This window comes from Arthrobacter burdickii (genome assembly GCF_030433645.1).
In the GTDB taxonomy this organism is placed as follows: Bacteria; Actinomycetota; Actinomycetes; order Actinomycetales; family Micrococcaceae; genus Arthrobacter_D; species Arthrobacter_D burdickii.
The window spans coordinates 638,439-650,766 of the sequence record NZ_JAROCG010000002.1 but is presented as its reverse complement, the minus strand read 5'-3'; the positions used below and the strand labels follow the sequence as shown (position 1 = coordinate 650,766).

Below are 12,328 nucleotides of genomic sequence, written 5' to 3'. Positions count from 1 at the left end.
CCCCGAGAAAGAAGCGCCGCTCCATGTCCTCGCCCGTGTCCGCATCGATCCGCAAGCCGCCGCGCCCCCAAGCCGTCCTCACCGTGGAGGAGACGCAGTGGCTGAGCCCGCACCTCGTGCGGGTCGTCGCGGGCGGGCCCGGCTTCTCCGACCTCCAGGAGTGCGACGCCACGGACATGTACGCGAAGCTGCTCTTCGCGAAGCCCGAGCTCGGGCTGGTGCCGCCCTACGATCTCGCGGCGCTGCAGGATGAGCTGCCGGCCGACGACCGTCCCGTGAAGCGGACGTACACCATCCGGTCGCTGGACCGCGAGGCGCGGCGCCTCGCCATCGACTTCGTGGTGCACGGGGACGAGGGCATCGCCGGTCCCTGGGCCGCGCAGGCCTCCCCGGGAGACGCCCTGGTGCTCATGGGACCGTCCGGCAAGTGGTCGCCGGACCAGGACGCCGACTGGCACCTGTTCGTCGGCGACGACTCCGCGCTCCCCGCGATCGCCGCCGGCATCGAGGCCCTGCACCCGGCCGCCGTCGGGCACGCGTACCTCGAGGTGGACAGCGCCGCCGAGGTCCTCCCCCTGGATGCTCCCGCGGGCCTCGAGCTGCACTGGCTGTACCGGGACGGGCAGGCGGCAGGCACGACGACGCTGCTCGCGGACGCCGTCGCCGCCGGGCCGTGGCCCGAGGGCCGCGTCGACGCCTTCGTGCACGGGGAGCGCGGGGCGATGAAGGCGCTGCGGGACGTCCTGTTCAAGGAGAAGAACCTCGCGCGCTCGCAGGTCTCCCTGTCGGGCTACTGGGCGTACGGCCGCGAGGAGGACACCTTCCAGGCGGAGAAGCGCGAGCCGATCGGCAAGATCCTCGACGACTAGGACGGGCCCGGCCCCGGCCCACCGCGCCGGTAGCGTCGCGAGTCCATCCTGCGGAGCGGTTGAAAGTAGGGGCTCCCGGGGCCACCATGGCAGGAGGGGATCGGCGGACCGGGGGGAAGATGACCGCAACAGATCAGCAGGTGCTGCCGCGCTACACGCTGAGCGACGCAGGTGACTTCCTGTGCCTGCGCTGGGCGTCCGGCGTCACCCTGCAGGCCGAGGACATCGAATCGACGATTGCGGCCGTCACTGCCGCGTCCCCCCGGGGCAGGCGCCCGCTGCTGGTGTATATCGGCCGGGTCGAGCGGATCACGCCGGAAGCCAAGCAGCTGCTCGTGGACGACACCTGTTCCACCCGGACAGCCGTCGTCGGCGTCGACGAGGTGAGCAGGGTACTCACGGCCTTCAACTACAGGTCCGCGACACCGAGCCGGTACTTCACCGAGGAAGCCGATGCGATCGCCTGGCTCCGGGAGGACCCGGGGTCGGACGGCGCCTCAGCTCCCGGGGAGGCGTTCCGGGCCGAGATGCGGGGAGAGGTGCTGTGGGTCGAGTGCGAGTCCAGCACGGATGTCACGAACGCTGTCGCGGAAGCGCTGGTGGCGCGGGTCCACCAGCTCAGCCCGTCGGTCTGCCCACCGATGCTCATCCGCCTCAACCATCTGGTCTCGCTCACCGAGGAAGCGCTGCATTCCCTGGCGACGGGGCTGGATATCGCGGCCCTGGCCATCGTCGGAGCCGAACGCGGGGATCCGATCATCACCGCGTACTACAAGCAGCAGCACCACCCGCCCTACCCCACCAGGCACTTCACGACAACCGGCCCGGCCCAGGCATGGCTGGCCGACTGCTTCCGGCAGGGGCCGGGGTAGGACGGGCTTCCTAGGGTCCCGTCGGGCCGGTTGTCACCGGGCGGTCACGAGGCCAGGCCCGTGGCCTCCCGCGGACGCCTCTTCGGGATCCGTTCGACGAGCTGCATCGCCGGCTCGGCGAGGCGTGCCAGGACCGGTCCGAGGACGGCCATGAGCAGGACGTAGGTCGTGGCCAGTGCGGCGAGCTCCGGAAGGACGGCGCCCGACGCCACCGCGAGCCCGGCGATCACGATCGAGAACTCCCCGCGCGCCACGAGCGCGCTGCCCGCGCGTGCCCGGCCCATCCGGCCGATGCCCTGCCGCCGGGCGGCCCACCAGCCGGTCGCGATCTTCGTCGCCGACGTGACGACGGCCAGGAGCAGCGCGACGCCGAGGACCGGCGGGATCGAGGACGGGTCGGTGTTCAGCCCGAACACCACGAAGAAGATGGCCGCGAACAGGTCGCGCAGCGGCTCGAGGATGCGCGCGGCGTTCTCCGCCGTCGCGCCCGAGATGGCGATGCCGAGGAGGAACGCGCCGACGGCCGCCGAGACCTGCAGCGCCGAGGCGAGTCCTGCGACGAGGAGCGCGGCACCGATGAGGGTCAGGAGGAAGACCTCGCGGTCGGTGCTGTCCACGACGGCCGAGACGACGTTGCCCCAGCGCAGGGCGATCACCAGCACGAGCGTGACGACGAGCAGCGAGATCCCGACGGTCCCGAGCCCTCCGGCGAAGCTGAGCCCGGCGAGGACCGCGGTCAGGACCGGCAGGTAGATGGCCATGGCGAGGTCCTCGAAGACGAGGATCGCGAGGACCGTGGGTGTCTCTCGGTTGCCGAGCCTGCCGAGGTCGCCGATGACCTTCGCCGCGATGCCGGAGGAGGAGATGTACGTGACGCCGCCCATCACGAGCGCGGCGACGGAGCCCCAGCCGAGGATGACGGCGACGAGGGCTCCGGGGGTGAAGTTCAGGACGAAGTCCACGATCCCGGCAAGCCAGGACTGGCGGAGGCCGGTCACGAGTTCCTTCGCCGTGTACTCGAGGCCGAGCATCAGCAGCAGCAGGACCACGCCGATCTCGCTGGCGACCTCGCTGAACTCCAAAACGCCCTGGAGTTCGATGAAGCCGCCCTGCCCGAAGAACAGGCCCCCGATGAGGTAGAGCGGGATCGGCGAGAGCCCGATCCGGCCGGCGAGCCGCCCGAGGATACCGAGGAACAGGAGGATGGCGCCGAGTTCGATCAGGGTCAGGGCGGTCGTGTGCACCGGCGGCTCAGCCGTTACGCAGGATGTCCGCCGCGGCGTCGAGGCCTTCGGACGTGCCCACCACCACCAGCAGGTCACCGGCGGCGAGGGTGAAGTCGGGCGTGGGCGATGCCTGCACCTGGCCGGAGCGGAGGACGGCGACGAGCGACGCCCCGGACCGGGAGCGCATGCGCGTGTCCCCGAGCGGACGGCCGTCGAAGGGCGAGCCCCGCTCGATGAGGAACTGGCGCGTGGTCACGCCGGGCAGGTCCCGGTGCTCCTCCGTCAGCTGCGCGACGAGCTGCCGCGAGCCGAGGAGATTGCCGATGGTGGCGGCCTCGTCCGGGGTGAGCGGGATGGACGCGACGCAGGCATCCGGGTCCCCCGCCTTGGAGATGATCAGGTCGAGGTCGCCGTCGCGCTGGGCGACAATTCCCACCCTCCGGCCGGAGCCCGTGAGGATCTCGCGCCGCACTCCGATACCCGGGAGGGGTGTTTCAATGACGTTCATGCGCCCATCCTAGACCTGTGCCGGCTAGTCGCTGCCGGGCAGGGGCCTGGTGGAGCTTCCGTTCGCTGAGGGCGTCGAGGCGGCCCTCGGGTCGTACAGGTCGGGCTCGAGGTAGATGGTCGTGGCGATGGGGACGGCGGCCCGGATCCTCTCCTCGGCCCTGTTGATGTCGGCGGCGATCTGCGCGCCGCTCTCCTGGCTCTCCACGCTGATCTTGGCGGCGACGAGCAGTTCGTCCGGGCCGAGGTGGAGGGTCTTGAGGTGGATGATCCGGGTGGACCCGCCGTCACTGATGGCTGCCTCGATCTTCGCCACGGCCGGCGCGGACGCCGATTCGCCGAGCAGCAGGCTCTTGGTCTCGATGGCCAGGACGGCGGCGATCGCCACGAGGAGCACGCCGATCATCGCGGTGCCGGCGGCGTCCCACAGGCCGTTGTCGGTGAGCAGCGTCATGGAGACGCCGAACAGGGCGAACGCCAGGCCTACGAGGGCGCCGAAGTCCTCGAGCAGGATCACCGGCAGTTCGGGCGACTTCGCCGTCCGCACGAAGCGCACCCAGCTCATGCTGCCGCGCGTGTGGTTGGACTCCTTGATGGCCGTGCGGAACGAGAACCCCTCGGCGATGATGGCGCCGATCAGCACGGCGAGGGGCACCCACCAGAACGACCCCTCGATGGGGTGGGGGTCGAGGTACTTGTGGTACGCCTCGTAGAGCGCGAAGAGCCCGCCGACGCTGAAGAGGACGATCGACACGATGAAGGCGTAGATGTAGCGCTCGCGGCCGTAGCCGAAGGGGTGCTCCGGGCTGGCCTGCCGTTTGGACCGCTTGCCGCCGACGAGCAGGAGCAGCTGGTTGCCGGAGTCTGCCACGGAGTGGATGCCCTCGGCGAGCATGGACGACGAGCGCGTGAGCGCGAAGGCCACGAACTTGAGTGCGGCGATGGTGAGGTTCGCGGCGAGGGCCGCGATGATCGCCTTGTTGCCTCCACTTGCTGACATGATCCGTTCCCTACGTTCGATGTACCGGCAGTCGGCCCGCCGACGCGTGCCGGCGGTCTCCGGTTCCTACTGTACGGAAACTCCTCGCCGCCGGGACGTGGTCCGGCCCGCCGTGGCGCCCGTTGCGGGCGGCGACGTCGGGGGGCTCAGGCGGGCCGGAGGGCTGTGGCTGCCGCTGCGATCCGGGCGGGGTCGGCTCCGAGGTCCACCGGATCGGCGCCGGTGAGCAGGACGGCCGCGAGCTCTGCGATGCCCGACGACGTCTGGAAACCGTAGCCGCCCTGCCCGGCGAGCCAGAAGAAGCCGGGGTGGCCGGGGTCGAAGCCCACGACGGGCAGACCGCCGGCCCGCTCCGTCCGGAGCCCGGTCCAGGATCGCAGGACCGACGTGATACCGAGGGTGGTGACCGTGCCGAGGTGGTCGATGAGCGCCTCCACGTCGCCCGGGTGGGGCTGGGCGTCTCCGGGCTCGGCGGGCTCCGCCTCGCTCGGGGAGATCAGCACCCCCTCAGCGTCAGGCCGGTAGTAGAACGAGTCATCGGCGGCCGCGACCATGGGCGTCCCCATCCGCGGCGCGTTGTCCGCCGCGACGATCGCGGCGGTACGCCGGAGCGGGACGAGGCCCTGGGGTCCGACGCCGCAGAGTTCGGCGACCGTGTCCGCCCACGCCCCGGCGGCGTTGACGACCACACCGGCGCTGATCGTGCGGTAGCCCGCGCGGACGCTCCAGCCCGCGCCGTCGTAGCGGGCGGACGTGACGGGAGAGCCCGGAAGGATGATGACGCCGTCGTCACCGGCGCTCCTGCGGTGGTACTCCAGCAGGAGGTCGGTGTCGGTGCCGACGCAGTCGGTATCAAGGGCTGCGGCCTCGAACGATTCCGGGCGGAGCTGCGGGCACAGCTCGAGGGCCTCGGCCTTGGCCAGACTGCGCATCGAGGAGTTCGCCTCCGCCGCGACGTCCGCCGCGGAACCGATGAGCAGGAAGGACCGGGGCACCGTCAGGGGAAGTCCGGTGGAGGACTGCACCCCTGCCAGCAGGTCCAGCGTGCGGCGGGTCAGGTCCACCACGTGTTCCGGACCGTAGCTCGGGATGAGCTGCCGCGCAGAGCGCGACGACGTGTGGTACCCGAGCGTGGGCTCGGACTCGACGAGGGCCACGCTGGCGAACGGTGCCAGCACGGAGGCCAGCGACAGGCCGGCGATTCCGCCACCGATGATCAGGACATCGCACTCGAGGGAACTCATCCGCTCATCCTAGGACGGACGTCCCCCTTCAGATGCCACCCGGAGCCCGGGAGCCTACGCCCCGTCCCCGGGATGTGCACCGGGGGCCCCGGCGTCCGGCTGGTCCCCGCCGGCGGCGTCCGGCTGGTCCCCGCTCACCTCGGCCCGCGCGGCGACGAAGGCCCGGACGCAGGCCTCGAGGTCCTCGCCGGTGTGCGCCGCGGAGAGCTGGACGCGGATCCGGGCGGCGCCCTTCGGGACCACGGGGTAGCTGAAGGCCGTGACGAAGACCCCGTGCGCGAGCATCGCGTCGGCGGTACGGGCGGCGAGCACTGCGTCGCCGAACATGACCGGGATGATCGCGTGCTCGCCCTCGAGCAGCTCGAAGCCCTCGTCGGTCATGCGGCGGCGGAAGAGGGCCGCATTGGCGGTCAGGGTGGAGCGCAGGTCGGCGCTGTCCTGCACCAGGTCGAGCGCGGTCAGGGTCGCGGCGACGATGGACGGAGCGAGCGAGTTCGAGAACAGGTACGGGCGTGCACGCTGCCGCAGCAGTGCCACGATCTCCCTCCGCGCCGCGACGTACCCGCCGGACGCCCCGCCGAGCGCCTTACCGAAGGTCCCGGTGAAGATGTCCACGCGGTCGGAGACCCCGGCATGCTCGGGCGTACCGGCGCCGGTCGCGCCCATGAAGCCGACGGCGTGCGAATCGTCCACCATGACCATCGCGTCGTAGCGCTCCGCGAGGTCGCAGATGGCCTCGAGGGGGGCGAGGTAGCCGTCCATGGAGAAAACGCCGTCAGTGACGACCAGGCGCCGTCGTGCCCCGGACGCCTCCTGCAGCTTCGCCTCGAGGCCCGCCATGTCGCGGTTGGCGTAGCGGAAGCGCTGTGCCTTGGAGAGGCGGATGCCGTCGATGATCGAGGCGTGGTTCAGCGCGTCGGAGATCACGGCGTCCTCCGCACCGAGGAGCGATTCGAAGACTCCCCCGTTCGCGTCGAAGCAGGAGGAGAACAGGATGGTGTCCTCGGTGCCGAGGAAGTCCGACACGCGGCGTTCCAGCTCGAGGTGCAGATCCTGGGTGCCGCAGATGAAACGGACCGACGCCATCCCGAACCCGCGCTCGTCGAGGGCTGCCTTGGCGGCCGCAATGATGTCCGGGTGGTCGGCGAGGCCCAGGTAGTTGTTGGCGCAGAAGTTGAGCACCCGGGCGCCGTCCGCCCCGGCCGTAACGGAACTGGACTGCGGCGAGGACAGGGGGCGCTCTCGCTTGAAGAGGCCGGCCGTGCGGATGTCGTCGAGTTCACCGGCGAGCTGGTCGCGGACTGCTGAATACATGGTGTTCCTGCCTCCTAGAAGGTGGTCCAGTCGAGGACCACTTTGCCGCTCGCGCCGTCGCGCGCTGTCGCAAATCCCTGCTGCCACTCCTGGGCCGGCAGGCAATCGGTGACCACGGACGAGACGGCGTCGCGCAGTGTCCGGTTGGACTGCAGCATGGCGCTCATCGCGTACCAGGTCTCGAACATCTCACGCCCGTAGATGCCCTTGAGGGTGAGCATGTGCGTGACGACTTTGCCCCAGTCGATGGCGATGGGGGCGGAGGGCAGGCCCAGCATCGCGATGCGCCCGCCGTGGGTCATGTTGTCGATCATCTCCGGCAGGGCAGCCGCGTGGCCCGACATCTCCATTCCGATGTCGAAACCCTCCCTCATGCCGAGCTCCCGCTGGGCGTCGGCGATGCGCATGCGGCTGACGTCGATGGCGATGTCCGCTCCGACGCCGCGTGCGAGCTCGAGCCGCGGAGCCGACACGTCGGTGATCGCGATCTTGCGGGCGCCCGCGTGGCGGGCCACGGCGACCGCCATGAGCCCGATCGGCCCGGCGCCGGTGATCAGGACGTCCTCTCCGACGAGCGGAAAGCTCAGCGCGGTGTGGACGGCGTTGCCGAAGGGGTCGAAGACGGCGCCGAGTTCGGGCGTGATGCTCGCGTCGTGGACCCAGACGTTGGTCTCGGGAACGACGACGAACTCCGCGAACGCGCCGTCGCGCTGCACCCCCACGCTCGAGGTGTGAATGCACATCTGGCGGCGGCCGGCGCGGCAGTTGCGGCAGACCCCGCAGACGACGTGCCCTTCGCCGGAGACGCGGTCCCCGATGCTCACGCCGCGGATGCCTCCGCCGAGGGCGACGACCTCGCCGTAGAACTCGTGGCCGGGGATGAGGGGTGCCGGGATCATGCCCTGCGCCCAGGGATCCCAGCTCTCGATATGGAGGTCCGTGCCGCAGATGCCGGTGGTCATGACCCGGATCTTGACCTCGCCGAACCCTGCGTCGGGTTCGGGCCGGTCCACGAGCTCGAAGCCGGGATGCGCCCCGGATTTGTACAGCGCCTTCACTGTTCGTTCCTTCCATGCCGCTCCTGGCGTCCAGCGGGATGGGCTGGGCCTGAGCGGTACGAGTGCCGGGCGGGATGTGCCCGCAGTCACACTATCAGCGGGGCGCCGGTGGTGCTGTCGGGTGGGCCGCCGCCGGTCCTTCGGCGGTGGGCCGCCGCGCCGGGCGCCCGGACCCGTGGGAACGCCGCCCCGGCTTTGCGCACCCGAGCCGGGTGCAGCAACCGGCAGCGGGACGCCGAGGAGCGGCGCCGCCGACGGCGAGCTCAGTCCTCGAGGACCGCCGACAGGATCTCGAGGCCCAGCGCGAGGAAGTCCGGCGAGTCGTCGGAGGAGGCCACCATGGCGCTGCCCATGCTCAGCGCCCAGCCCCGAGCCCGGTCCCAGGTCGCGGCATCGCTCGGCCGCAGGGCATCGAGCTCCGACCGGAAAGCCTCCCTGCCCGCGGCGTCGAACACCAGCCACGCGGCGGCAAGGTCTGTGGCCGGATCACCGGAGCACAGGTCGCCGAAGTCGACGACGCCGGCCAGCGTGCCGTCCGCCGCCAGCACGAGGTTCCCCGGATGCAGGTCACCGTGCAGCCACAGGGCGGGCCGCGACCACTCCGGGGCTGCGAGGGCCGAGGCCCATATGCCGAACAACCGCTCGACCGGAAGGCGCGGCAGCGAAGGCAGCGAAGGCAGTGAAGGCAGCGAAGGGAGCGTTGCCAGTCGGCTCCGCACGACGTCGTCGCGCCCCGCCAGCGGCCCGCCCCGTCCCACCGGGCTCACCGGGGCGTCCGCCGGAGCCTCCTGCTGGAACTGCACGAGGAACCGCGCGAGCGCACGGGCCGCCGGAGCGCGGTCGGCCCGCGGCACCGTGGTTCCGGCAGCCCCGTCGATCCACCGGCAGACGGACCAGTGCCACGGATAACCCGGGCCGGGCCTTCCTGCGCGCAGCGGCGCCGACGTCGGCACGTCCAGGTGCGCGGTCAGGCCCTGCAGCCACCGCTGTTCGGCGACCATCAGCAACTCCGCGACCTGCCGCCGGGGCAACCGCACCACGAGGTCCGGTCCCAGCCGGAACAGCTCGTTGTCCCAGCCGTTCCCGGCCCGCGCAAGGGGCAGGCCGGCGAGGTCGGGATGCTGGTCGGCGAGCAGGGATACGACAAGGGAGGGCCCGATGTCGACCTCTGCCCTCGGCAGAACCGCCACCGCGCCCTCCCCTGTGCTGCTGGTGCTATCCCTCGACGCCGAGGCGCTGCAGGATGAGCTCGCGCACGCGGCCTGCGTCGGCCTGACCGCGCGTCGCCTTCATGACGCCACCGACGATCGCGCCGACGGCCTGGATCTTGCCGCCGCGGATCTTGTCGGCGACGTCCGGCTGAGCCGCGAGGGCGCCGTCGATCGCTTCGAGCAGCGGGCCGTCGTCGGACACGACGGCGAGGCCGCGCTTCTCCACGACCTCCGCGGGCGTGCCCTCGCCGGCGAGCACGCCGTCGAGCACGTCGCGGGACAGCTTGTCGTTGATCTTGCCGGACTCGATGAGCGCGTTGAGCTCCACGATCAGTTCGGGCGTCACGCCCAGGTCGGCGGGTTCGACGTCGGCGAGCTTGGCGCGGCGGGAGATCTCACCCATCCACCACTTGCGGGCGACGGCGGCACTCACACCGGCGGCGATGGTGTCCTCGATCGAGGACATCACGCCCGCGTTGACGACGTCGCGGAACTCGGCGTCGGAGTAGCCCCAGTCGGCCTGCAGGCGCTTGCGGCGCTCGGCGGGCGGCTCGGGCAGTTCGGCGCGCAGCTTCTCGATCCACGCCTCGTTCGTCACGACCGGCACGAGGTCCGGCTCGGGGAAGTAGCGGTAGTCGTCGGCGTCGGACTTGGGGCGACCCGAGGTGGTGGACCGCGTGTCCTCGTGCCAGTGGCGCGTCTCCTGGATGATCGGCGTGCCAGAGTCCAGGACGGCGGCGTGGCGCTGGATCTCGTAGCGGACCGCGTGTTCCACGGAGCGCAGCGAGTTCACGTTCTTGGTCTCGGTGCGGGTCCCGAACTTCTCGCGGCCGTGCGGGCGAAGGGAGACGTTCGCGTCGCAGCGCACGTTGCCGCGCTCCATGCGGGCATCGGAGACACCGAGGTTCTTGACGATCTCGCGGATCGCGGCGACGTAGGCCTTGGCCAGTTCGGGAGCGCGGGAGCCGGCGCCCTCGATGGGCTTGGTCACGATCTCGATCAGGGGGACCCCGGCGCGGTTGTAGTCCACGAGGGAGAACTCTGCACCCTGGATGCGGCCCGTGGAGCCGCCCATGTGCGTGAGCTTGCCGGCGTCCTCCTCCATGTGGGCGCGCTCGATCTCGACGCGGAACACGGTGCCGTCGGCGAGCTCGATGTCGATGTGCCCGTCGTACGCGATCGGGTCCTCGAACTGGGAGGTCTGGAAGTTCTTCGGGGTGTCCGGGTAGAAGTAGTTCTTCCGCGCGAAGTAGCACTTCTCGGCGATCTTGCAGTTCAGCGCGAGGCCGATCTTGATCGCGGATTCCACGGCCACGCCGTTGACGACGGGCAGGACGCCGGGCAGGCCGAGGTCCACGGGCGTCACGTTCGTGTTGGGGACGTCGCCGAACGCGTTGGGCGCGGAGGAGAACATCTTGGTCTTCGTGTTGAGCTCCACGTGGACCTCGAACCCGAGTACGGGATCGTACTTCTCCATGGCCTCGTCGAAGGACAGGACCTCATCGGTTACAGCAGTCATTACTTCCCACCTGCAATCTCGGGGGCCTGGGCCAGCAGGGGCCCGCCCCACGTCTCTTCGAGCAGCGATTCGAGGACGGCGCCCACGCGGTACAGGCGTGCGTCCTGGCGGGCGGGGGCGAGGAGCTGGATGCCGACGGGCAGTCCGTCCTCGTCCGCGAGGCCGCCGGGCAGCGACAGGCCGGGGACCCCGGCCATGTTCGCGGGGATGGTCGCGACGTCGTTCAGGTACATCGCCAGCGGATCGTCGAGCTTCTCCCCCAGCTTGAAGGCCGTGGTCGGGGCGGTCGGCGAGATCAGCACGTCGGCCTGCTCGAACGCGGCGGCGAAGTCGCGCTGGATGAGCGTGCGGACCTTCTGCGCCGAACCGTAGTAGGCGTCGTAGTAGCCGGCGCTCAGTGCGTAGGTGCCGAGGATGATGCGGCGCTTGACCTCGTGGCCGAAGCCGGCGGCGCGGGTCGCGCCCATGACGCGTTCGATCGTCGGGGCGCCGTCGGGCACCACGCGGAGGCCGAAGCGCACGCCGTCGTACTTGGCGAGGTTGCTGGAGGCCTCCGACGGCATGATCAGGTAGTAGGCGCCGAGCGCGTACCGGAAGTTGGGGCAGGAGACCTCGACGATCTCCGCGCCCGCCGAGCGCAGCAGCTCGAGCGACTCGTGGAAGCGGGTGAGGACGCCGGCCTGGTAGCCCTCGCCCTGCAGTTCCTTGATGACGCCGATACGCATGCCGTCGACCTGCCCGAGCCGGGCGGCCTCGACGAGCGCGCCGACCGGGTCGGTCAGCGACGTCGAGTCGTGGGGGTCGTGGCCGCCGATGACCTCGTGCAGCAGGGCGCTGTCGAGGACCGTCCGCGACACCGGGCCAATCTGGTCGAGCGAGGACGCCATGGCGATGGCGCCGTAGCGGGAGACCCCGCCGTAGGTCGGCTTCACTCCGACGGTTCCCGTGACGGCGCCGGGCTGGCGGATGGAGCCGCCGGTATCGGTGCCGAGGGCCAGCGGCGCCTCGAAGGCTGCGACGGCCGCAGCGGATCCACCGCCGGAACCGCCGGGGATCCGGTCGAGGTCCCAGGGATTGCGGGTCGGACCGTACGCCGAGTGCTCGGTGGAGGAACCCATGGCGAACTCGTCCAGGTTGGTCTTGCCGAGGATCGGCATCTTCGCCGCGCGGAGCTTGCGGACCACGGTGGCGTCATAGGGGCTCTGCCAGCCCTCGAGGATCTTCGAACCGGCCGTGGTGGGCTGGCCCTTGGTGACGATGAGGTCCTTCACCGCGATCGGCACGCCGGCCAGGGGGTGCAGGGTGTCGCCGTCCACGCGGGCCTTGTCGACCTCGGCGGCGACGAGCAGGGCCTCGTCGGTGTTGACGTGCAAGAAGGCGTTGATGGCGCCGTCCACGGCACCGATGCGGTCGAGGTAGGCCTGCGTAGCCTCGACGGCGGAGACCTCCTTCGACGCGAGCTTCTGTGCCAGGGCGTCGGCGGTGAGGTGGATCAGGTCTGTCATGGG

The 12,328-nt window shown here is 70.8% G+C and carries 11 protein-coding genes; 2 read left to right on the top strand and 9 right to left on the bottom strand.

Going from position 1 to position 12,328, the window contains the following annotated elements:
• The first annotated feature begins 23 nt into the window (after positions 1-23).
• Together P5G52_RS17435 and P5G52_RS17430 are read left to right on the top strand one after the other, a co-directional pair.
• Complete coding sequence (locus P5G52_RS17435) at positions 24-869, top strand: siderophore-interacting protein (RefSeq protein WP_301229869.1); 846 nt, start codon at positions 24-26, stop codon at positions 867-869.
• A 119-nt stretch (positions 870-988) separates the two neighbouring features.
• Positions 989-1,741, top strand: coding sequence for a SpoIIAA family protein (locus P5G52_RS17430; RefSeq protein WP_301229867.1), 753 nt, complete (start codon positions 989-991; stop codon positions 1,739-1,741).
• Between the two features lie 44 nt (positions 1,742-1,785).
• On the opposite strand, the gene P5G52_RS17425 is transcribed toward P5G52_RS17430, so the two are convergent.
• From P5G52_RS17425 to gatA, 9 genes are all read right to left on the bottom strand, one after another.
• Positions 1,786-2,985 (bottom strand): cation:proton antiporter, encoded by a 1,200-nt coding sequence (locus tag P5G52_RS17425; protein ID WP_301229865.1) that lies wholly within the window; start codon positions 2,983-2,985, stop codon positions 1,786-1,788.
• Positions 2,986-2,992: 7 nt separating this feature from the next.
• Entirely contained in the window at positions 2,993-3,475 is a 483-nt protein-coding gene (locus tag P5G52_RS17420) for a cation:proton antiporter regulatory subunit (protein ID WP_301229863.1), read from the bottom strand.
• 24 nt (positions 3,476-3,499) lie between these two features.
• A complete protein-coding gene (locus P5G52_RS17415; protein ID WP_301229861.1) occupies positions 3,500-4,474 on the bottom strand; it encodes a cation diffusion facilitator family transporter in 975 nt (324 codons plus the stop codon).
• A 146-nt stretch (positions 4,475-4,620) separates the two neighbouring features.
• Positions 4,621-5,718 carry an NAD(P)/FAD-dependent oxidoreductase gene (locus P5G52_RS17410; protein WP_301229859.1) on the bottom strand — a complete coding sequence of 366 codons (1,098 nt, stop codon included), beginning with the start codon at positions 5,716-5,718 and terminating at the stop codon, positions 4,621-4,623.
• Between the two features lie 54 nt (positions 5,719-5,772).
• The gene (locus tag P5G52_RS17405; RefSeq protein WP_301229857.1) at positions 5,773-7,032 is read right to left on the bottom strand and encodes a glycine C-acetyltransferase; all 1,260 of its coding nucleotides are present in this window, start codon (positions 7,030-7,032) and stop codon (positions 5,773-5,775) included.
• Between the two features lie 14 nt (positions 7,033-7,046).
• Entirely contained in the window at positions 7,047-8,090 is a 1,044-nt protein-coding gene (gene tdh, locus P5G52_RS17400) for an L-threonine 3-dehydrogenase (protein ID WP_301229855.1), read from the bottom strand.
• 263 nt (positions 8,091-8,353) lie between these two features.
• Entirely contained in the window at positions 8,354-9,280 is a 927-nt protein-coding gene (locus P5G52_RS17395) for an aminoglycoside phosphotransferase family protein (protein WP_301229853.1), read from the bottom strand.
• 25 nt (positions 9,281-9,305) lie between these two features.
• Entirely contained in the window at positions 9,306-10,820 is a 1,515-nt protein-coding gene (gene gatB, locus P5G52_RS17390; RefSeq protein WP_301229851.1) for an Asp-tRNA(Asn)/Glu-tRNA(Gln) amidotransferase subunit GatB, read from the bottom strand.
• Positions 10,820-12,325, bottom strand: a complete 1,506-nt coding sequence (gene gatA / locus P5G52_RS17385; RefSeq protein ID WP_301229849.1) for an Asp-tRNA(Asn)/Glu-tRNA(Gln) amidotransferase subunit GatA — start codon at positions 12,323-12,325, stop codon at positions 10,820-10,822. The genes gatB and gatA overlap by 1 nt, the downstream gene beginning before the upstream one ends.
• Positions 12,326-12,328 lie beyond the last annotated feature (3 nt).